The organism is uncultured Modestobacter sp., from assembly GCF_947486615.1.
Taxonomy (GTDB): Bacteria; Actinomycetota; Actinomycetes; order Mycobacteriales; family Geodermatophilaceae; genus Modestobacter.
Genome location: NZ_CANKUD010000007.1, coordinates 105911 through 126150 on the forward strand (window position 1 = coordinate 105911; position 20240 = coordinate 126150).

The window sequence follows — 20240 nt, forward strand, 5'->3', positions numbered from 1 at the left end:
GTGGACGAACGTCGGGTCGGGGTGCTCGCCGGCCTCGGCGCCTACTCCCTGTGGGGCGTGTTCCCCCTCTACTTCCCGCTGCTCGAGCCGGCCGGCGGGCTGGAGATCGTCGCCCACCGGATCGTCTGGTCGCTGCTGTTCGTCGGCCTGCTGCTGAGCGTGCGTCGCGGCTGGGGCCAGGTGCGCCGGGTCGTGGGGGACCGGCGTGCGCTGCTCGTGCTCGCCGCCGCCGCCGTCCTCATCGCGGCGAACTGGCTGGTCTACGTCTACGCGGTGAACTCCGGGCACGTGGTCGAGGCGTCGCTGGGCTACTTCATCAACCCGCTGGTCAGCGTGGTGCTCGGGGTGGTGGTCTTCCGGGAGCGGCTGCGCCGGCTGCAGTGGGTCGCCGTCGGCACCGCCGTGGTGGCGGTGGTCGTGCTGACCGTCGACCACGGCAGCCCGCCGTGGATCGCCCTCGCGCTGGCGCTGAGCTTCGGCCTGTACGGGCTGATGAAGAAGCTGGTCCGGGTCGAGGCGGCCCCGGGGCTCTTCGTCGAGACCGCGGTGGTGTTCGTCCCGGCGCTGGTGGTCATCGGCTTCCTGCAGGCCGACGGGCAGGCCGCCTTCGGGCACGACGGGGCCGGCCACGCCCTGCTCCTGGTGAGCTCGGGGCTGGCCACCGCGGTGCCGCTGCTGCTCTTCGCCGCGGCCACCCGGCGGGTGCCGCTGTCGACGGTGGGCCTGCTGCAGTACGTGACCCCGCTGATGCAGCTGTCCATCGGCGTCTTCGTCTACGACGAGCCGATGCCCCCGGCGCGGCTCGCCGGTTTCGCCATCGTCTGGCTGGCCCTGGCGGTCTTCACCGTCGACAGCCTGCGCCAGGCCCGGACGAACCGCCGGGCCGCGGCCGACCCGCTGCCCGCCGGCATCTGACCTCTCCCGGACGCCGTCGGCCGCCGGGGCGTCGGGTGCTCCGCGCACTGCCGGACGCGGCTACCGTCGAGGGGGTCCGGACACCACCGGGCCGCGTCCCGCACGCCGCCCGACGCCCATCGACCGGAGGCCCGTCCCGTGAGCAGCGACCCCGTCCCGACCGCCGGCCCGGAGCCGGACGGCGGGGCGCCCACCCCATCGCCGGCCGGTGCGGGGACGGCGACCGAGGCCGCCCCGGGCGGGGCTGGTGGGGCGGCTGTGACTGGCGGGGACGACACGGCTGTGAACCTGCCCGCACGTGAGCGGGAGATGCTGGCCTTCGAACGGCAGTGGTGGCGGTTCGCCGGGGCCAGGGAGGCCGCCATCCGGGAGCGTTTCGGGATGACGCCCACCCGGTATTACCAGGTGCTCAACGCCCTGATCGACCGACCGGAGGCGCTCGCGGCCGACCCGCTGCTGGTGCGGAGGCTGCGCCGGTTGCGCGGTGCGCGGCAGCGGCAGCGCTCCGGTCGGGTCCTGGGCACGGACCCCGCTCGCGACTAGCCTCTCTCACCGTGGGGAGGCATGCGGCACCAGGCAGTGACGGAAGCGCGCCCGAGGTGTCCGCACCGACGGGTCGTCGCCGCGCCGACGCCCGCCCGGACGCCGTCCCCGGCCGGCCAGCGGTCGAAGCGCCACTGGAGTCCCGGCCCACCGGCGCCCTGCAGCGGACGGCGGACACCGGGCCGGACAGCGATGCCGCGATGACGATGCCGCGGCAGAGCCGGGCCGACCGTCGTCGCGAGGGACTGCTCCCGGCCGGCGAGGACCCCATGGTGCGCCGCCCGCCGGCTCGCCCGGACACGCCCGCGCCGGCCGCCGGCCGCCGGCGCTCCGACCTGCCCGCCGCCGCACCCGTCCCCGACCGTCGGGCGACCGGGGAGCGGACGCCCGCCCCACGGACGGCACCGCCGGTCTCCGGCCCGATGACCTCGGCCGCACCCCGCCCGGGCACGCCTCGTCCGGCCGCCGCCGCGTCGGCGCCGGCGACGACCGCCAGCCCGCGTCCCACGCCGCCCGCTCCCTCGGCCCCGCCGCCGGCCGGTTCGGCGATGCCCCCCGTGGCACGGGCCGCCGGAGCGCCGGGCCGGACGGCCGAGCCGGCCCCCCTGCCCCTGGACGTGACCCAGCGGGTCTCCGGGTCCGCCCCGGCCGAGTCGGCGTGGGGCACGGCCGCCACCACGGCCCCGCCGACGAACGCCGCACCCGTGAACGCCGCACCCGTGGACGCCCCGTCCACGGCCACCCCGCCTGCCGCACCCGCCCCGCCGGCCGCCGGGCGCAGCGCTCAGCCCGCCGCCGTGCCGCCGGTCGCGGGCCGGCGTCCGGCGACGCCGTCCCCCGCCGTGCCGGAGCTGCCGGCCGCCGCTCGCGCCGAGGACGACGGGGGCCCGGCGGCCCCGGCCCGCCGCGCCGTCGACGTCCCCGTGGGCGGTCGCGCCGCCCTCCGGCTGGAGCGGCAGGCGGCCGAGGCGGCCCGCAAGAAGTCCGGCACCCGGCGCCCCGCCGCCGAGGCGGCTCCCCGGTCCGACCGGGACGACGCCCCCGCCGAGGACGTGCGTCGCGGCCCCCGCCGCCTGGCGCAGGGGCTGGTCGCCGTCGCGGTGGTCGCGCTCGCGGTGCTGGGCTGGTGGTCCTTCGCCTCGCCGAGCACCACCGAGACCTCGGCGCAGACCCCGGTACCGAGCATCGCCCCCTCGCCCTCGGTGTCCCCGGTCCAGGAGAGCGTCGCGCCGGCACCGGAGATCACCCCGGCTCCGGTCGGCCCGGTCTTCGCGCCGATCACCGTGCTGAACAGCACCACGATCAACGGCCTGGCCGCCGACGTCGGTGACCAGTTCGCCGCCGGCGGCTGGGAGGTGCTCGACACCGCGGCCTCGCCGGTCGACGACGTCGCCACCACCACCGTGTACTTCAGCGAGGGCAACACGGTGCAGCAGCAGGCGGCCACCCAGCTGGTCGAGCAGTTCCCCGACGTCTCCGGCCCGGTCGCCCGCTACTTCGAGGTGCCCGGCGTCGCCGACCCCGGCCTGGTCGTCGTGGCCACCGGGAACTGGCAGCCCTGACCCGGACCGCCCGGGAGCGGAACCACTCCGCCGCGCCGTCCGTTGCCGCCTCCGTGCGCACCGCCTCCGGGCCGGCGCGGAACGGCTCGCGCTCCGGCGCCCGGCTGCTCCCCGCCGCCCTGCTCGCCCTTCTGCTGACCCTCCCGCTCCTGGTGGGCACCGCCCTGCCCGCTCGGGCGGCCGAGGAGGTCACCACCACGGAGGCGACCGTCCCCTCCGGCGCGGGCGCGGACGCGGTCGAACTGGACACCACGCTGTACCTGCCCGCCTCGGCGACGGCCGACGAGCCGGCGCCCGCGGTGCTCCTCGCGCACGGGTTCGGCGGGAGCAAGGAGTCGGTCGCCACCGACGCGCGGGACCTGGCCGACCGCGGCTACGTGGTGCTCGCCTGGTCGGCCCGCGGGTTCGGGGCGAGCACCGGCCAGATCGGGCTGGACGACCCGCGGTACGAGGTCGCCGACGTCAGCACGCTGCTCGACGTCCTGGCCGAGCGGGACGACGTGCTGCTCGACGGCCCCGGTGACCCACGGGCCGGAATCGCCGGCGCCTCCTACGGCGGTGCACTGTCGCTGCTGGCCGCCGCCTACGACCAGCGGGTGGACGCGATCGCCCCGCAGATCACCTGGAACTCCCTCACCACCGCCTTCTTCCCCGACCAGACCGGCGTCGTCGCCGACGCCGGCACCCCGGCCGCCGTCCCGCGTACCGAGGACGCCGGGGTGTTCAAGCGCACCTGGGCGGGCCTGTTCTTCGGCACCGGCTCGGTGCCCGGCGACGGCGGGCTGCTCGGTGGCCGGACCGGCAACGGCACCGCGGGCAGCACGGCCCCGGCGGACGGTGCGGCGCCGGCGGACGGTGCGGCCCCGGCGGACGGCGTCGACCCGGCCGCGGTGCAGGCGCTCACCTGCGGCCGGTTCCGGGCCGACATCTGCGCGGCCTACGAGTCGGCCGCCTCGACCGGCACGCTCACCCCGGAGGTCGCCGCCGTCCTGGACCGGAGCAGCCCGGCCGGCGTGCTGGACCGGATCACCGCGCCGACCCTGCTGGTGCAGGGCACCCAGGACTCGCTGTTCGGGCTGGGCGAGGCCGACGCCAACGCGCGGGGGATCGCCGCCAACGGCACGGACGTCCGCGTGGTCTGGTACTCCGGCGGTCACGACAGCTCCGCCTCCGACCGGGTCACCACCGAGCTGCGCGACGAGGTCGCCGACTGGTTCGACCGGCACCTGCGCGACGGGTCCGGTGCCGACGGGGGCTTCCGGTACCCGGCGCCCACCGGGCTGGCCGGGGGGCTGAGCGCGCAGGGCGGCTCGCAGACCGTCTCCGCGGCCGAGTACCCGGGGCTGGACGGCGCGGCCCCGGTCGAGCGGCGCGAGGTCGAGCTCGGCGGCGACACCCAGCCGGTGGTGACCCCGGCCGGCGGCAGCCCCGCCGCGCTGTCGACCGTGCCCGGCCTGGGCGCGGTGTCGGCGGCGCTGGGCGGCAGCACGCTGGAGATCCCCGGCCAGTTCGCCGCCTTCGACAGCCCCGAGCTGACCGAGGCCGTCGACGTGGTCGGCGCGTCCACCGTCACGCTCACCGTCGCCGTCCCGGCCGGGACGGCGACGATGTTCGCCAAGCTCTACGACGTCGCCCCCGACGGCACGATGACGCTGCCCAGCGGCCTCGTCGCCCCGCTCGCGCTCACCGGGCTGTCCGCCGAGCCGACCGAGGTGCCGGTGACGCTGCCGGCGATCGTGCACCGCTTCGAGGTCGGCCACACCATGCGCGTGCTGGTCTCCTCCACCGACCAGGCCTACGCCCTGCCGGCGGACTCCGCGGTGTCGACCGTGGGGCTCGCGGAGGGGGCCACCCTCGCCGTCCCGCAGGTCGCCGGTGAGGTGCAGGCGACCGCCGGGTCGGGCCGGTGGTGGGTGCTGCTCGGCGTGCTGGCCGGCCTGGCCCTGCTGGGCTGGCTGGCCACGGTGCTCCTCGGCCGGCGCCGCCGCAGGCGGGTGTCGGAGTCCGCGCCCGACGGCGAGGACGTGCCGCTGCGGTTCGAGGGCGTCACCAAGGCCTACTCCGACGGCTTCGTCGCCGTCCGGGACCTCTCCTTCGAGGTGCGCCGCGGCCAGGTGCTCGGCCTGCTGGGGCCCAACGGCGCGGGCAAGACGACGTCCCTGCGGATGCTGATGGGCCTGATCCGGCCGACCGAGGGGCGGATCGAGGTGTTCGGTCACGCCGCGGGCCCCGGTGCCCCGGTGCTGTCCCGGCTGGGCTCGTTCGTGGAGGGCACCGGGCTGCAGCCGCACCTGTCCGGCCGGGACAACCTGACCCTCTACTGGGCCGCCACCGGCCGGCCGCTGGCCGACGCGCACATGGACGAGGCGATCGAGGTCGCCGGCCTGGGTGCGGCGCTGGACAAGCCGGTGCGCAGCTACAGCCAGGGCATGCGGCAGCGGGTGGCGATCGCCCAGGCGATGCTCGGCCTGCCCGACCTGCTGGTGCTCGACGAACCCACCAACGGGCTGGACCCGCCGCAGATCCACGCCATGCGCGACGTGCTGCGCTCCTACGCCGCCACCGGCCGCACGGTGATCGTCTCCAGCCACCTGCTCAGCGAGATCGAGCAGACCTGCAGCCACGTGGTCGTCATGGCCAAGGGGCAGAAGATCGTGCAGGGCACGGTGGAGGAGATCGTCGGGACCGGGGGAGCGGTGCTCATCGGGCTGGCCGACCCGGCCGACACCGACCGGGCGGTCGCCGTGCTCGCCGGCCTGCCCGGCGTCGGCGAGGTCGAGCGGACGGCGGAGGGCCTGGTCGTCGACCTCGGTCAGACCGGCCGGGCGGCTGCGCTGGCCGCCCTGGTCGAGGCCGAGATCGGCGTCGACCAGCTCACCCCGCGCCGCCGGCTGGAGGATGCGTTCCTGTCACTGGTGGGGGAGTCATGAGCCACGCGACCGACGATCCGGCCATGGTGGCCAACAAGGCCGGAGCCGGAGCCGGGACGGGGGCGGCGGCAGGGTACCGGCCGGAGCGGACGCTGCGGCTGGGGGTCGAGCTGCGCCGGCAGTTCAAGCGCCGCCGGACCATCGGCGTGCTGGTGCTGATGGCGGCGCTGCCGCTGCTGCTGATCGGCGCGCTGCAGCTGGGCGGCACCGAGGAGGCGTCGGAGAACACCCGGGTCAACCTGGTCGACGTCGCCTCGTCGAGCGGGCTGAACCTCACCCTGTTCACCCTGTTCGCCACCACCGGCTTCTTCCTCGTGGTCGTCTTCGCGCTGTTCTTCGGCGACACCGTGGCCAGCGAGGCGTCCTGGGGGTCGCTGCGCTACGCGCTGGCCACCCCGGTGCCACGCGCCCGGCTGCTCAGGCAGAAGTGGCTGGCCGCGCTGATCCTGTCGGTCGGGTCGATGGTGCTGCTGGTCGTCGTCTCGGTGGTCGCCGGTGGGATCGCCTTCGGCTTCGGGGACGTGCAGACCCCGGTCGGCCTGGCGCTGGACCAGGGGACGGCGCTGGTGCGGCTGGCCGGGATGGTCGGCTACCTCGCCGTCCACCTGCTGGTGGTGGGCACGCTGGCGTTCTGGCTGTCCACCGTCACCGACGCGCCGCTGGCCGCGGTCGGCGGCGCGGTGTTCACCACCGTGGTGTTCGCGGTGCTGGAGCAGGTCGAGCAGCTGGACGGCATCCGCGACTGGTTCCCCACGGCGTTCAACTACGCCTGGACCGACCTGCTGCAGACCCCGGTCGACTCCGGTGACCTGTTCCGCGGCGTCGTCCAGGGGCTGGTCTACTCCGCCGTCTTCACCGCCCTCGCCGTCCGGCACTTCGCCCGCAAGGACGTCACGAGCTAGCGGTCGGAGCGGATCAGCCGAGGCTGGTCAGCACCGCCTGGGCCCAGCCCTCGCCCATCGGCGCGTCGGTGACGGTGGCGTTCGGGACGGCGGCGATCCGGTCGGCCATCCCGGTCACCGCCGCGCCGTTGGCGGTGACCCACAGCCGGCCGACCGCCGGTGCCATCTCCAGGTCGCTGACGCTGTCGCCGACCGCCACCGCGTCCGCAGCGTCCAGCCCTCGGCGGGCGAGGTCCCAGCGGATCGCCTCGCCCTTGGAGATCCCGCGCGGCATCAGGTGGTAGACGTGCGGCGGCAGCGCGTCGGCGTCCAGCGTCATCCGCGGGGTGGCCGGCACCGCGCCGTTGTCGTTCATCGTCAGCCAGCCCCAGCCGCGCTCGGCCAGCCAGTCGTCGACCGCGGCGGCATCGACCCGGCCGCGCAGCAGCGCGTCGGCGGAGTGGGTGGCGTGCCAGGGCTCGTGCCACTCGATCCGCCCCGGGTGCGCGGCGATCAGCTGCTCCACCACGCCGAGCTCGGCCAGCACGTCCATCGGCGTCCGGCCGGCGTACTGCTCGGGCAGGTCGCCGGTGAGCAGATGGGTCTCCCGGCCGCCGGCCCAGCTGACCAGCGAGCCGAGCTCGGCGATCGCGCCGTCGGCGGCGAAGATGCGGCCGGCCTCCAGCAGCTGGGCGTGGGTGCGGCCGCTGACCAGCACCAACGGGACGCCGGCCCGGTGCAGCTCCAGGAGCGCGGCGGCGGGAGAGGCGGTCGGCACGCGGTCGGCGGTGTGCCAGAACGAGCCCCGCGGGCCCACCATCGTGCCGTCGAGGTCGGTGTAGACGATGCGGGTGGCCACGGGCCCATCCTGTCGGTGCCGGGCGGGCAGGGCGGCTCCGGGTAGAGTCGGTGACGTTCCACTCATCCAGAGGGGCAGAGGGACACGGCCCGATGAAGCCCCGGCAACCGCCGTCGCACTCCCGCGACGGAAGGTGCCAATTCCGTCTCGCGCGGCTCGACGGCCCGGCGCGGGGAAGATGAGGAGGTAGTCGTCGCATGACCATGACCGCTCCCGGCTCCGCCCAGGCAGACGTCACCGAGGGTGGGCCGGTCCCGCCGAACCCCGCCCGCGGGCTGGTCTGTCGCAACTGCGGCGCCACCTTCGCACTGATCGCCGAGCACGCCTGCGCCGAGTGCTTCGGCCCGCTGGAGGTCGACTACGACCCCGAGCTGATGCGCGCGGTGACCCGCCAGCAGATCGAGGCCGGCCCGCAGAACATCTGGCGCTACGCCGCCCTCCTGCCGGTCGGGCAGGACCCGGCCGACCGGGTCACCCTCGACCCGGGCATGACCCCGCTGGTCCGCGCCGACCGGCTGGCCGCCGAGCTCGGCCTCACCGGTGGGCTGTGGGTCAAGGACGACTCGGCCAACCCCACGCACTCCTTCAAGGACCGGGTGGTGAGCCTGGCCGCGACCGCGGCGAAGAGCTTCGGCTACGCCAAGATCGCCTGCGCCTCCACCGGCAACCTGGCCAACTCCGTCGCCGCGCACGCCGCGCGGATGGGGCTGCCCTCCTTCGTGTTCGTGCCCAGCGACCTGGAGCCGGGCAAGATCACCCAGTCCGCGGTCTACGGGCAGGCGCTGGTCGCCGTCGACGGCAACTACGACGACGTCAACCGGCTGACCAGCGAGCTCGCCGAGACCGACGAGTTCGAGGACACCGCCTTCGTCAACCAGAACGTCCGGCCGTACTACGCCGAGGGCTCCAAGACGATGGGCTACGAGATCGCCGAGCAGCTGGGCTGGCGGATCCCGGCCCAGGTGGTCATCCCGATGGCGTCCGGCTCGCTGCTCACCAAGGTGGACAAGGCCTGGCGCGAGCTGGTCGCCGCCGGCATCGTCGAGGACACCGGCTGGAAGGTCTTCGGCGCCCAGTCCGCCGGCTGCGACCCGATCGCGACCGCCTTCGACAACGGCTGGGACGTCGTCAAGCCGGTCAAGCCCACCGGGATCGCGAAGTCGCTGAACATCGGCAACCCCGCCGACGGGCCCTACGCCCTGGACGCCATCCGGCGCACCGGCGGCTCGGTCGGCCGGGTCGGGGACGACGAGATCGTCGCCGGCATCCGCGACCTGGCCCGCACCACCGGCGTCTTCGCCGAGACGGCCGGTGGCGTGACCACCGCGGTGCTGCGGCAGCTGGTGGAGAAGGGGCTGATCGACCCCACGCAGGAGGTCGTCGTGCTGAACACCGGCGAGGGTCTGAAGACCCTGGACCCGCTGCTGCCGGTGGTCGGGCCCTCGCACCACGTGCAGCCGTCGCTGAGGTCGCTCCGCGAGGCCGGCCTCATCGCTTAGGCCCCGTCCGGAGGCTCGCCCCGAGCTTGCGAGGGGTGAGGGGGACGGGGTCCTTTAACACACGGGAGGGTGATCCGCGTGCGGGTCAGTGACCAAGAACACCCCGCTCCTGTACCGTTCCGCGCGGTTTCAGTTCCACGTTCGTGTTCGGCGGGCGGAAGGGCGAGACCCGGCTCCCGGATGCCGGGGGTCGTCCGCACGCACTGAACGTGGGAGCACACGTGGCACAGGGCACCGTGAAGTGGTTCAACGCCGAGAAGGGCTTCGGCTTCATCGCCGTGGACGGCGGCCAGGACGTCTTCGTCCACTACTCGGCCATCCAGATGGACGGGTACAAGAGCCTCGAGGAGGGCCAGCGGGTCAGCTTCGAGGTCGTCCAGGGCGAGAAGGGGCCGCAGGCCGACGCCGTCCAGAGCGCCTGATCTGAGGCAGCGCCGCCGTCCGCACGGCGACCACGGACCGAGCGAGGCCCGGTCCCCACGGGGGGCCGGGCCTCGCTGCGTCTACCGACGGGATCGCGGCCCCTGCCTGCGGGAACAGTCCCGGGCCACCCCCCGTTCTTGCACTCGCACAGGCCGAGTGCCAGACTCCTTCTTGGCACTCACGCCTGTCGAGTGCCAACCAGGTCGGAACGGTGAGGTACCGGGACGTGGGCCGCAGGAGCGTCCACGCCACCAGTGCCGTCCGTCGCGGGCGCCGGAGCCGGCCGTGCAGCGATCCACGCTCGGAGGACATCACCACATGGCCAAGATGATCGCGTTCAACGAAGAGGCGCGCCGCGGCCTCGAGCGAGGGATGAACACCCTCGCCGACGCCGTCAAGGTGACCCTCGGCCCCCGTGGCCGGAACGTCGTGCTGGAGAAGAAGTGGGGCGCCCCCACGATCACCAACGACGGTGTCTCCATCGCCAAGGAGATCGAGCTCGAGGACCCCTGGGAGAAGATCGGGGCCGAGCTCGTCAAGGAGGTCGCCAAGAAGACCGACGACGTCGCGGGTGACGGCACCACCACCGCCACCGTGCTCGCCCAGGCCCTCGTCCGCGAGGGGCTGCGCAACGTCGCCGCCGGCGCCAACCCGATGGCCCTGAAGAAGGGCATCGAGAAGGCCGTCGCCTCGGTCTCCGAGTACCTGCTGTCCACCGCCAAGGACGTCGAGACCAAGGAGCAGATCGCGGCCACCGCCTCGATCTCCGCCGCGGACCCGGCCATCGGCGAGCTCATCGCCGAGGCGATGGACAAGGTCGGCAAGGAAGGCGTCATCACCGTCGAGGAGAGCAACACCTTCGGGCTCGAGCTCGAGCTCACCGAGGGCATGCGCTTCGACAAGGGTCACCTGTCGGCCTACTTCGTCACCGACACCGACCGCATGGAGACCGTGCTCGACGACCCGTACATCCTGGTCGTCAACGGCAAGATCTCCTCGGTCAAGGACCTGCTCCCGCTGCTGGAGAAGGTCATGCAGTCGGGCAAGTCGCTGGCCATCATCGCCGAGGACGTCGAGGGCGAGGCCCTCGCGACCCTGGTGGTCAACAAGATCCGTGGCACCTTCAAGTCGGTCGCCGTCAAGGCCCCCGGCTTCGGTGACCGCCGCAAGGCCATGCTCGCCGACATCGCCATCCTCACCGGTGGTCAGGTCATCAGCGAGGAGGTCGGCCTCAAGCTGGACAACGCCGACCTGTCGCTGCTGGGCCGGGCGCGCAAGTTCGTCACCACCAAGGACGAGACGACCATCATCGAGGGCGCTGGTGACGCCGACCAGATCCAGGGTCGCGTCAACCAGATCCGCGCCGAGATCGAGAAGTCGGACTCCGACTACGACCGCGAGAAGCTGCAGGAGCGCCTGGCCAAGCTGGCCGGTGGCGTCGCCGTCATCAAGGCCGGCGCCGCGACCGAGGTCGAGCTCAAGGAGCGCAAGCACCGCATCGAGGACGCGGTGCGCAACGCCAAGGCCGCCGTCGAGGAGGGCATCGTCGCCGGTGGTGGCGTGGCCCTCGCGCAGGCCACCGCCGTCGCGTTCGAGAAGCTCGACCTCGAGGGTGACGAGGCGACCGGTGCCAACATCGTGCGCGTCGCGCTCGAGGCCCCGCTGAAGCAGATCGCCGTCAACGCCGGCCTCGAGGGTGGCGTCGTGGCGGAGAAGGTGCGCAACTCGCAGACCGGGCACGGCCTCAACGCCGCCACCGGTGAGTACGTGGACCTGGTCGCCGCCGGCATCATCGACCCGGCCAAGGTCACCCGCTCGGCGCTGCAGAACGCCGCCTCCATCGCGGCGCTCTTCCTCACCACCGAGGCCGTCATCGCCGACAAGCCGGAGAAGAACGGCCCGCCCATGGGCGGCGGCGAGGGCGGCGGCATGGGCGGCATGGACTTCTGACGAAGGACCACGTCGCCCCCCACGACGCGCTCCGCGCGCCGCGGGTCCCTGCGACGTAGCCGCACCAGCACTGCCCGGCAGGGGCGGTCCGCTTCGGCGGGCCGCCCCTGTCGGCGTTGCCGCCCCGGCCTCCCGGTGCGGCTCGGGAGCTGCGGTGACGGCCCGCAGGTGGCGCGCCGTGTGTCAACCCAGCCAGGGCCGTGGCGCGCGGGCTCACGTCGTGACGGCCGCTCGTGCGGGCGACTGGTCGGCGGTGGCCGCCCGGGTGCTGGCCCGCACGAAGGCGGCGACCGCGCGGGACCGGCTGCCCTCGGGCCAGGCGAGCACCAGGGACGTCGTGGGCGCGTCCAGGACCGGCACGGTCACCACGTCCGATCGCCCGTTGCGCCGCGCCGTCTCCGGGACGACGGCGACCAGCTGACCGAGGGCCACCAGCTGCATCAGCTGGCCGACGTCACGCACCTGCGGGCTGCCCTCGTCGTGCAGCTGCGGTTCGCCGGCCAGGTCGGCCAGCACCAGCGCCTCGCGGCCGGCCAGCCGGTGACCGCGGGGCAGGACGGCCACCTGGTCGAGCACCAGCAGCACCTCGGTGTCGAACCCGGTGAGGTCGTCGTGGGCGGGCAGCAGGGCCACGTCGGCGCGGCCGTCGCGCAGCAGCTGCGCCTGCTCGCCGATGCCGGACACCAGCACCTCGACCTCGACGGCGTCCGGGTCCCGGCGGTACAGCGGCAGCACGTGCTCCAGCAGGCCGGCGTCCCCGTCGGGCTTCATCACCAGGGTCAGTCGCGGTGTCGGCTGCCCGGCCCGCACCGCCCGGCGGGCCGCGGCGTCGACCGCGTCGAGCGCGCGGCGCCCCTCCTCCAGCAGCACGGCGCCGGCAGGCGTGAGGGTCACCCCACGGCTGGTGCGCTCGAACAGCAGCACCCCCAGCCGGCGCTCCAGCCGCTGGATGGCACGGGACAGCGGCGGCTGCGCCATGCCCAGGCGCTGGGCTGCCCGGCCGACGTGCAGCTCCTCGGCGACCGCCACGAAGTAGGCGAGTTCCCGCGTCTCCATACCTGCAGGGTATCGCCCGTGGTGGCATCGGTGTTGGCTCGCGCGGGCACTCCCGGCCGAGGCTGGAGCCATGAACGACACCACCATCGCCCTGGTCACCGGGGCCAACAAGGGCATCGGCCGCGAGATCGCCGGCCAGCTCGCCGCCCTCGGCCACTCCGTCGTCCTCGCCGCCCGCAGTGCCGAGCAGGGGGAGGCGGCCGCCGCCGAGCTGCGCGAAACCGGCGCCGAGGCGAGCTCCGTCGTCCTCGACGTGACCGACCCCGCCTCCGTCGCAGCCGCCGCGGCGGCCGTCGAGGCCCGGCACGGCCGGCTCGACGTGCTGGTCAACAACGCCGGTGTGGCCGGTCCGCCGGGCAGCAGCCTGGCCGACCAGCGCCCCGGCTCCATCGACCTCGCCGTGCTGCGACGCATCTTCGACACCAACTTCTTCGGCGTCCTCGCCGTCACCGACGCCCTGCTGCCGCTGCTGCGCCGCTCGGCCGCCCCGCGCATCGTGAACGTCTCCAGCAGCACCGCCTCCCTCACCGCGCAGACCGACCCGGCCGTGCACGCCGTCGTCTACGCCGGGCTCGCCACGCACGAGCTCCCGGTCGTCGCCGGCTACGTCCCGTCCAAGGCCGCGCTCAACGCGGCCACCGTCATGTACGCCCAGCAGCTGCGCCGGGAGGGCATCCTGGTCAACGCGGTCGACCCGGGGTTCACCGCCACCGACCTGAACGGCCACACCGGCCACCGCACCGCCGCCCAGGGGGCCGTGGCCGCCGTCCGGATGGCCACCATCGGCGCGGACGGCCCGACCGGGACGTTCTCCGGCGACGACGGCCCGCTGCCCTGGTAGACGGCTGACCGGCCGTACCGGTCACCGCGCCGCGGTGCCGACGCGCGGTCGGGAGGCAGCGTGTCGTCGCGACGGCGCCGTGGTCGCCGCGGCAGGGGTCACTCCGGGGCGAAGCAGCAGAACTCGTTGCCCTCGGGGTCGGCGAGCACGTCCCAGTCGATGAGGCCGGCGTCCGGCTCGTCGTCGGGGCCGGCGTCCCGGCGGCGGACCAGGGTCGCGCCGAGGGCCAGCAGCGCCTCGGTGTCGCCGACGACGTCGTGGTGCATGCGGTTCTTCACCGTCTTGCTCTCGGGCACCGGCACCACCCAGATCAGCGGGCCGGCACCGGACCGGTCGACGATGGGCACCGGCCAGTCGGTCGGCCGGACCCAGCCGTCCTCGTGTGGCTCGAGGTCGTCACGGCGGGCGTAGCCCATCGCGGTGCACCACCAGTCGGCCAGCGCCTGGTGGTCCACGGCGTCCAGGCAGAGGTCCTTGAACCGCGCGGGGGAGTCGCTCATGGCCGAGCAGGGTAGGCGGCCGGGGTGACGGTGGTCATCGGGACGTCGGGCTGGCAGTACCGCGACTGGCGCGGGCGGTTCTACCCGCCCGCGCTGCCGCAGCGGCTGTGGCTGGAGCACCACGCCGAGCACTTCGCCACCGTGGAGAGCAACAACGCCTTCTACCGGCTGCCCGAGCACCAGACCTTCGAGCGCTGGCGCGAGCGCACCCCGCCGGACTACCGGTGGGCGGTCAAGGCCTCCCGCTTCCTCACCCACCTCAAGCGGCTGCGCGACCCGGCCGAGCCGGTGGCCCGGCTGATGGACCGGGTGGCCGGCCTGGGTGACCGGCTGGACGTCGTCCTGCTGCAGCTGCCGCCCACGCTGCAGGCCGACGTCGACCTGCTCAGCGAGTGCCTCGGGCAGTTCCCGGCCGGCACCCGGGTGGCAGTGGAGCCGCGGCACGTGAGCTGGTGGACCGACGAGGTGCGGGCCCTGCTGGAGCGGTACCAGGCGGCGCTGTGCTGGGCCGACCGCGGCGAGGAGCCGGTCGCACCGCTGTGGCGCACCGCCGAGTGGGGCTACCTCCGGCTGCACACCGGCCGCGACGGCTGGGACTACCACCCGGAGACGCTCCAGCTGTGGGCGCAGCGGCTGCGCGAGACGTACGGCGAGGACGACGTCCTGACGTACTTCAACAACGACCCCGGTGGTGCGGCCACCAGGGACGCGGTCACCTTCGCCGACGCCGTCCGGGCCACCGGGGGCACGCACACCCGGGTGCCGACGGTGGCCCAGGCCAGCGGCGCGGCCTGGCCGCCCGCGCCGCCGCCCAGGCGTCAGAGGACGGCGGCGTCCTCGGCGAAGGTCACGCCCAGCTGACCGGCGGCCTGCTCCAGCACCGACTGGACGGCGAGGGTGTCGGCCAGCGGCATCACGGCGCTCTCGGTGCGGCCGGCGCGCAGGCACTCGGTCACCTCGATCAGCTCGTGCGAGTAGCCGCCGCCCAGCTGCGGGAGGGTGATCGGCTCGGGCTCGGCGCCGCCCCGGTGCAGCACGATGGTCTGCGGGTGGTGGAAGCGGGGGAGGACGTCGATCCAGCCCGCCGTGCCGAACACCCGGGCCTGGCCGGGCAGGGCGTTGCGCAGCGAGGTCATCAGCGTCGCCGACCGGCCGTCGGCGTAGCCGAGCAGCAGCGAGGCCTCGGCGTCCACGCCGGTCTCGAACTGCGAGCCGGTGGCGGTGACGGTGTCCGGGTCGCCGAGCAACATCTGGGCGAAGGAGACGACGTAGACCCCCAGGTCGAGCAGCGCCCCGCCGCCTAGCTCCTTCGCGAACAGCCGGTCGGTGGGGTCGAACTCGCGGGCCACCCCGAGGTCGGCCTGCACCGAGCGGACCTCCCCGATCGCGCCGTCGGCGATCAGCTCCCGCACCCGGACGACGGCCGGCTGGAACCGGGTCCACATCGCCTCCATGACGAAGACGTCGGCCGCTCGGCTGGCCTCGACGACCTCGCGGGCGCCGGCGACGGTGGCGGTGAACGCCTTCTCCACCAGCAGCGCCTTGCCCGCCTCGATGGCGCCGAGCGCCACGGCGTGGTGCTGTGGGTGCGGGGTGGCGACGTAGAGGACGTCGACCTCCGGGTCGGCCAGGATCTCGGCGTACGAGCCGTGCACGCGCTCGATGTCGTGCCGGCCGGCGAAGTCCCGGGCGCGGTCCAGCGAGCGGGAGGCGACCGCGACCGCGCGGGCGCCGTCGACGACGGCGAAGTCCTTCACCACCTGCTCGGCGATGCGGCCCGGCCCGACGACTCCCCAGCGGATCTCCTCAGTCACGCCCTGACCGTAGCCGGGGCAGACTGTCCGGGTGGCACTGCTGATCGACACCCCGGTCTGGCCCTGGCGGGGGCGGCGCTGGTCGCACCTGGTCAGCGACGTGGGCTACGACGAGCTGCACGCCTTCGTCCAGGCGCACCTGGACATCCCGCGCCGGGCGTTCCAGGGCGACCACTACGACGTCCCGGAGGAGCTGTACGCCCGGGCGGTCGCCGCCGGCGCGGAGCCGGTGGGCAGCCGGGAGCTGCTCCAGCGGCTGATGGCCGCTGGTCTGCGCAGGAAGAAGGCCCGGGCCTAGTAGGTCTCCTCCGTGGTGGACCGGCGGACCGGGCCGCCCTCGTAGCCGTCGGTGCGCACGACGCGACGGCGACGCGGTGCCCAGACCGCCAGCTCGACGAGGATGCCCAGCGCGCCGACGGCCATCAGGATCCAGCCGACGAGGTCGAGGTCGATCCCGCTGACCTCGGCGGTCACCGCGAAGGTGAGGATGGCGCCGAGCGCGAGCAGGAAGATGCCGGTACCGAGCCGCACGAGGAACTCCTCCGTCAGGCGACCGGTCCCGGACGGGAGCCACCGGGGCGGCGGCGGGTCGCCGGGCCACCCTGGACCACCGGTGCACCCGGCGCGACCCGGTGATCACCCGATCGGGTGGGGCGGGTCAGCTGCGGGCGCGCAGCAGGGTGAGCTCGGCGGTCAGGTTGGCCCGGGCGGGCTCGGTCCACTGCTCGGCCGCGGCGGGCACCCGGAACAGCGCCGGCAGGGCCAGGAGCTGCTCCAGCACCGCGATCCGGCCGGCGGTGAAGTCGGCGTCGGAGAGGTGGCCGTACTCCGCCCGCACCGCGGAGGCGTAGCCGGCATAGGCAGCCGGCGGGCCGGCCAGCACCGCGAGGTCGGCGTCGCAGAGCACCGCGCCGTTCGGGTCGTCGTCCGCCGGGTCGTGGCCGGCGGTGAGCAGCACGAGCCGCTCCACCTCGGCGACGGTGTCGGGGGAGACCAGCCCGAGCAGCCCGATCCGGGCCCGGGCCGCGCTGACCTCCTCGTTGTCGTCACGCTCGGGGTCGTAGGCGACGTCGTGGTACCAGGCGGCCAGCCGGACGGCGGTGAGGTCGGTCGCGTGCCCGGCCAGCTGGTCGACGATGCCGAGGACGGCGGCCAGGTGGGCGAGGTCGTGGTAGCTGCGGTGCGGCTCGGACCAGGCGCCCACCAGCGCGGCCCACTCGGTGCGCGAGGTCTCGGAGTCCCCGGCCAGCGCCGTCCAGTCCTCGAAGCCGACGCCGCTCATGCGCCCGAGTCTGGCACGCACGGGACCGCACGCTGGCTACCGTCCGGGCCATGACGAAGCCGCCCCCGCCGCCCGGCTGGTACCCCGACCCCGCCGGGAGCGGCGGCGTCCGCTGGTGGGACGGCCAGGACTGGACCGGGCACGTGCAGCAGCCCCCGGCCGCCGGGCCGCGGTCGGTGCTGCTGGAGCAACCGGTGCTCGTGGTCGAGCAGAAGACGAAGCTGGTCGAGCTGACCAACGAGTACGCGGTGTTCGACGGCAACGGCCAGCAGCTGGGCGCCGTCGTCCAGGTCGGGCAGAGCGGGCTGCGCAAGGCATTCCGGTTCGTCTCCCGGTACGACCAGTTCCTCACCCACCGGCTGGAGGTGCGCGACCCGACGGGCGTGGTCCTGGTGCTGACCCGGCCGGCGAAGCTCATGCGCTCCCGCGTCCAGGTGACCCGCCCCGACGGCTCGCCGGTGGGGGAGATCGTGCAGGCGAACGTGCTCGGCCGGATCCGCTTCGACCTCGTGGTCGGCGGAGGTCTCGTGGGCGCCGTCCAGGCGGAGAACTGGCGGGCCTGGGACTTCGCGATCACCGACGCCGGCGGGGTCGAGGTCGCCCGGATCACCAAACGGTGGGAGGGGCTGGCCCGGACGCTGTTCACCACCGCCGACCGGTACGTCGTCCAGGTGCACCGCCGGCTGGCGGAACCGCTGGCCGACCTGGTGCTGGCCGCCGCGCTGACCGTGGACACCGCGCTGAAGCAGGACCAGCGCGGCCTCAACTGAGGCCCCCGCCACGTGCGTCGGGCCCACCCCCGCGGGTACGGTGGACGACGTCCGGGCCGGGCGACCTGTGTCCCCGGGCTCCACTAGATAACTGCCGCTGGGGAACACCGCCCCGACCTCGGTCGGGGGCCTGGAGCCCCGGATGTGCAAACCGCCGCGAGGCGACCAGCGCTCGGTCCGGACCTACTCAGCAGAACGGCCCCTCTCCTCAGCGGAGAGGGGCCGTTCTGCTGTGCTGGCCTCGTCCAGGGGCTCGCCCCGAGCCGGCGAGGGGTGAGCGGGACGAGGTCCTTACACGGTCTGCCCGAGCAGCCAGCCGTGCTCGCCGGCCAGCTCGTTGGCCGCGGCCGGCCCCCACGACCTGGGCGCGTAGGACTGCACCTCGGGCCGGTTGTCGAGCACCGGCTGCAGCGCCCGCCAGGTCTGGGCCAGGCCCTCGCTGGTGGTGAACAGCGAGCGGTCACCGACCAGCACGTCGTGGATCAGCGAGACGTAGGGCGGCAGCGGCTCACCACCGGGGATCTTGGACAGGTCCAGGGACACCCGGGCCGGGGCCATCGCCAGGTCGGGGCCGGGCCGCTTGGCCATCACGTCGATGTCGACCGCGCCGGCACCGGCCAGGGACAGCGAGATGACGTTGCCGTTGGCCGGCACCTCGTTGACCGGGCCCTTGGGGCGGTGCAGCACCAGGCTGACCCGCTGCTGCTTGGCCGCCATCCGCTTGCCGGTGCGCAGCAGGAAGGGCACCCCGCGCCAGCGGCCGGAGTCGATGAACAGCCGGGCGGCCACGAAGGTGTCGGTCCGGCTGTCGTCCGGCACGCCGTCCAGCTCGCGGTAGCCGTCGAACTGGCCGAGCACGACGTCCTCGGGGGCCAGCGGGCGGAAGTTCTTCAGCACCGACTCACGGGCGGAGAGGATGTCGTCGGCGGAGAAGCTGACCGGCGGCTCCATGGCGACCTCGGCGGCGACCTGGAACAGGTGGGTGACCAGCATGTCCAGCGTCGCGCCGGTGGCGTCGTAGAAGTCGGCCCGGTCGGCCACGTCGAGGTCCTCGGGGACGTCGATCTGCACCTGGGCCACGTGCTCCCGGCTCCAGATGTGCTCGAACAGGCCGTTGGCGAAGCGCAGCACGTGCAGGTCCTGGGTGCCCTCCTTGCCCAGGAAGTGGTCGATCCGGAAGACCTGCTCCTCGTCGAACACCGAGTGGACGACGCCGTCGAGCTCGCGGAAGCCGTCGGGGGAGTCGCCGAAGGGCTTCTCGTAGACCACCCGGGAGCCCTCGGCCAGCCCGTGGGCGCCGAGCGCCTCGGTGTAGCCGGTGAAGGCCTTGGGCGGCAGCGACAGGTAGTGCACCAGCTGAGCGTCCTCGCCCACCTCGGCGCGGGCCTTGCCGACCACGTCCAGCAGCCGGCCGGGGTCGTCGGTGGTGAACCCGCCGCCGGCGAAGCGCAGCCGGGTGCGGAACTCGTCCCACGGCCCGTCCTCGGGTGCGGGCCCGAACTCCTCCAGCGCGCCGCGCACGTGCTCGACGAACTCCTCGTCGGTGCGCTCGCCGCGGCCACTGCCGATCAGCCGCCACTCGTCGGGCAGCAGACCGTGCTGGGCGAGCTGGAAGAAGGCCGGCAGCACCATCCGCCGGGCCAGGTCGCCGGTCGCGCCGTAGAGCACGAACACGGTGGGCGTCAGGTCGTTCGTCCCGGTGTCGGACACGGGGCTCCTCTCGGTGGGCGCCGCAGAACCGGCGCCGTCCAGTGGTCGGGCTGTCCCCAACGGCTGGTCCCCACGCCGGTGAGGTGGACGACCCGTGGAGCTCGTGTGGTGTGGAACCGCGGACACCCGGGCAGCAGTCCCGTGTGACCCGACACCATCGTGCCCTGCTCGCCGTCCCGACCGCTGCGGTGGTCGTCCTGCTGTCCGCCTGCGGCTCCGGTGACGGCGCCCCCGTCGCCGACGACGACGGCGTGTCGCCGTCCTCCCCGGCCACGGCCGGGCAGACGACGGCGCTGCCGGGCGGCCGGGCCGGCAGCGGACAGCAGGCCGACATCGAGTTCGAGGACCAGTCCGGTGACGGCAGCACCGCGCTCGTGGGCACCGTCTCCGCGCCGGAGGGCGGCTTCGTGGTGCTGACCGCCGACGGCGCCGACGACGCGGTGCTCGGCTGGGCCGACGTCCAGGTCGGCACGTCGAGTGACGTCGAGGTCTCCCTCGACCCGCCGCTGGCCGCCGACACCGCGCTGGTCGCGACCCTGTACGCCGACACCGACCGGGACGGCTCCTTCGACCCCGGGGCCGACGAGGTGGTGCCCGCGCCGATCGACGGCGGGGACGCCGACGACGACGTCTCCCAGCTCTCCGACCCGGTGGAGGACGACGCCCAGTACACCGTCGGCTGACCAGCGGACCACGACGTCCGGT

At 74.4% G+C, this 20240-nt stretch carries 20 protein-coding genes and 1 riboswitch; of the genes, 13 read left to right on the forward strand and 7 right to left on the reverse strand.

Translation table 11 applies throughout. The annotated features are described in order from the left end of the window. From rarD to Q1A09_RS14270, 5 genes are all read left to right on the forward strand, one after another. Positions 1-915, forward strand: a complete 915-nt coding sequence (gene rarD / locus Q1A09_RS14250; RefSeq protein ID WP_299956005.1) for an EamA family transporter RarD — start codon at positions 1-3, stop codon at positions 913-915. A 282-nt stretch (positions 916-1197) separates the two neighbouring features. Next, a complete protein-coding gene (locus Q1A09_RS14255; protein WP_299956007.1) occupies positions 1198-1458 on the forward strand; it encodes a DUF3263 domain-containing protein in 261 nt (86 codons plus the stop codon). 56 nt (positions 1459-1514) lie between these two features. Then, positions 1515-3020 carry a LytR C-terminal domain-containing protein gene (locus tag Q1A09_RS14260; protein WP_299956008.1) on the forward strand — a complete coding sequence of 502 codons (1506 nt, stop codon included), beginning with the start codon at positions 1515-1517 and terminating at the stop codon, positions 3018-3020. Positions 3021-3073: 53 nt separating this feature from the next. After that, positions 3074-5950: an alpha/beta fold hydrolase gene (locus Q1A09_RS14265; RefSeq protein ID WP_299956010.1), complete on the forward strand. Its 2877-nt coding sequence runs from the start codon at positions 3074-3076 to the stop codon at positions 5948-5950. Then, positions 5947-6852: an ABC transporter permease gene (locus Q1A09_RS14270; protein WP_299956012.1), complete on the forward strand. Its 906-nt coding sequence runs from the start codon at positions 5947-5949 to the stop codon at positions 6850-6852. The genes Q1A09_RS14265 and Q1A09_RS14270 overlap by 4 nt, the downstream gene beginning before the upstream one ends. A 13-nt stretch (positions 6853-6865) precedes the next feature. Here the strand turns inward: Q1A09_RS14270 and Q1A09_RS14275 are convergent, their stop codons facing one another. After that, on the reverse strand, positions 6866-7690 hold the full coding sequence (locus Q1A09_RS14275) for an HAD family hydrolase (RefSeq protein WP_299956014.1): 825 nt from the start codon (positions 7688-7690) through the stop codon (positions 6866-6868). A gap of 59 nt (positions 7691-7749) precedes the next feature. After that, positions 7750-7875, forward strand: a riboswitch (SAM riboswitch). 12 nt (positions 7876-7887) lie between these two features. On the opposite strand from Q1A09_RS14275, the gene thrC reads away from it, so the two are divergent. The 3 genes from thrC (at position 7888) to groL (ending at position 11562) form a co-directional block, all read left to right on the forward strand. Next, a complete protein-coding gene (gene thrC / locus Q1A09_RS14280; protein ID WP_299956016.1) occupies positions 7888-9189 on the forward strand; it encodes a threonine synthase in 1302 nt (433 codons plus the stop codon). 221 nt (positions 9190-9410) lie between these two features. Next, on the forward strand, positions 9411-9611 hold the full coding sequence (locus Q1A09_RS14285; RefSeq protein WP_166753724.1) for a cold-shock protein: 201 nt from the start codon (positions 9411-9413) through the stop codon (positions 9609-9611). 319 nt (positions 9612-9930) lie between these two features. Continuing rightward, positions 9931-11562 (forward strand): chaperonin GroEL, encoded by a 1632-nt coding sequence (gene groL / locus Q1A09_RS14290; RefSeq protein ID WP_299956020.1) that lies wholly within the window; start codon positions 9931-9933, stop codon positions 11560-11562. Between the two features lie 213 nt (positions 11563-11775). Here the strand turns inward: groL and Q1A09_RS14295 are convergent, their stop codons facing one another. Beyond that, positions 11776-12618, reverse strand: a complete 843-nt coding sequence (locus Q1A09_RS14295; protein WP_299956022.1) for a LysR family transcriptional regulator — start codon at positions 12616-12618, stop codon at positions 11776-11778. A gap of 70 nt (positions 12619-12688) precedes the next feature. Between Q1A09_RS14295 and Q1A09_RS14300 the strand changes: the two genes are divergently transcribed. Then, a complete protein-coding gene (locus Q1A09_RS14300) occupies positions 12689-13459 on the forward strand; it encodes an SDR family NAD(P)-dependent oxidoreductase (protein ID WP_299956024.1) in 771 nt (256 codons plus the stop codon). Between the two features lie 98 nt (positions 13460-13557). Here Q1A09_RS14300 and Q1A09_RS14305 read toward each other — a convergent pair whose 3' ends face one another. Next, entirely contained in the window at positions 13558-13959 is a 402-nt protein-coding gene (locus Q1A09_RS14305) for a VOC family protein (RefSeq protein WP_299956026.1), read from the reverse strand. Positions 13960-13983: 24 nt separating this feature from the next. Here Q1A09_RS14305 and Q1A09_RS14310 point away from each other — a divergent pair, with 24 nt between their 5' ends. Beyond that, a complete protein-coding gene (locus tag Q1A09_RS14310) occupies positions 13984-14820 on the forward strand; it encodes a DUF72 domain-containing protein (protein ID WP_299956027.1) in 837 nt (278 codons plus the stop codon). On the opposite strand, the gene Q1A09_RS14315 is transcribed toward Q1A09_RS14310, so the two are convergent. After that, the gene (locus Q1A09_RS14315) at positions 14778-15773 is read right to left on the reverse strand and encodes a Gfo/Idh/MocA family protein (protein WP_299956029.1); all 996 of its coding nucleotides are present in this window, start codon (positions 15771-15773) and stop codon (positions 14778-14780) included. The two genes, Q1A09_RS14310 and Q1A09_RS14315, sit on opposite strands and share 43 nt — an antisense overlap. Positions 15774-15804: 31 nt before the next feature. On the opposite strand from Q1A09_RS14315, the gene Q1A09_RS14320 reads away from it, so the two are divergent. Next, on the forward strand, positions 15805-16071 hold the full coding sequence (locus Q1A09_RS14320) for a DUF4031 domain-containing protein (protein ID WP_299956031.1): 267 nt from the start codon (positions 15805-15807) through the stop codon (positions 16069-16071). Here Q1A09_RS14320 and Q1A09_RS14325 read toward each other — a convergent pair. Both Q1A09_RS14325 and Q1A09_RS14330 read right to left on the reverse strand, forming a co-directional pair. Next, a complete protein-coding gene (locus Q1A09_RS14325) occupies positions 16068-16304 on the reverse strand; it encodes a DUF6458 family protein (protein ID WP_299956033.1) in 237 nt (78 codons plus the stop codon). The genes Q1A09_RS14320 and Q1A09_RS14325 overlap by 4 nt on opposite strands. A gap of 127 nt (positions 16305-16431) precedes the next feature. Next, positions 16432-17055 carry a metal-dependent phosphohydrolase gene (locus Q1A09_RS14330; protein WP_299956035.1) on the reverse strand — a complete coding sequence of 208 codons (624 nt, stop codon included), beginning with the start codon at positions 17053-17055 and terminating at the stop codon, positions 16432-16434. 50 nt (positions 17056-17105) lie between these two features. On the opposite strand from Q1A09_RS14330, the gene Q1A09_RS14335 reads away from it, so the two are divergent. After that, positions 17106-17825 carry a phospholipid scramblase-related protein gene (locus Q1A09_RS14335; RefSeq protein ID WP_299956036.1) on the forward strand — a complete coding sequence of 240 codons (720 nt, stop codon included), beginning with the start codon at positions 17106-17108 and terminating at the stop codon, positions 17823-17825. Between the two features lie 291 nt (positions 17826-18116). Here the strand turns inward: Q1A09_RS14335 and Q1A09_RS14340 are convergent, their stop codons facing one another. After that, positions 18117-19535 (reverse strand): glucose-6-phosphate dehydrogenase (NADP(+)), encoded by a 1419-nt coding sequence (locus tag Q1A09_RS14340; RefSeq protein ID WP_299956038.1) that lies wholly within the window; start codon positions 19533-19535, stop codon positions 18117-18119. A gap of 143 nt (positions 19536-19678) precedes the next feature. Between Q1A09_RS14340 and Q1A09_RS14345 the strand changes: the two genes are divergently transcribed. Then, the gene (locus tag Q1A09_RS14345) at positions 19679-20218 is read left to right on the forward strand and encodes a hypothetical protein (RefSeq protein WP_299956040.1); all 540 of its coding nucleotides are present in this window, start codon (positions 19679-19681) and stop codon (positions 20216-20218) included. The last annotated feature ends 22 nt before the right edge of the window (positions 20219-20240 follow it).

Bases quoted from the DNA above. Each gene is read 5' to 3' on its own strand.
- Q1A09_RS14270 (WP_299956012.1), top strand. From the start codon at position 5,947: ATGAGCCACGCGACCGACGATCCGGCCATGGTGGCCAACAAGGCCGGA.
- thrC (WP_299956016.1), top strand. From the start codon at position 7,888: ATGACCATGACCGCTCCCGGCTCCGCCCAGGCAGACGTCACCGAGGGT.
- groL (WP_299956020.1), top strand. From the start codon at position 9,931: ATGGCCAAGATGATCGCGTTCAACGAAGAGGCGCGCCGCGGCCTCGAG.
- Q1A09_RS14295 (WP_299956022.1), bottom strand. From the start codon at position 12,618: ATGGAGACGCGGGAACTCGCCTACTTCGTGGCGGTCGCCGAGGAGCTG.
- Q1A09_RS14300 (WP_299956024.1), top strand. From the start codon at position 12,689: ATGAACGACACCACCATCGCCCTGGTCACCGGGGCCAACAAGGGCATC.
- Q1A09_RS14305 (WP_299956026.1), bottom strand. From the start codon at position 13,959: ATGAGCGACTCCCCCGCGCGGTTCAAGGACCTCTGCCTGGACGCCGTG.
- Q1A09_RS14330 (WP_299956035.1), bottom strand. From the start codon at position 17,055: ATGAGCGGCGTCGGCTTCGAGGACTGGACGGCGCTGGCCGGGGACTCC.
- Q1A09_RS14335 (WP_299956036.1), top strand. From the start codon at position 17,106: ATGACGAAGCCGCCCCCGCCGCCCGGCTGGTACCCCGACCCCGCCGGG.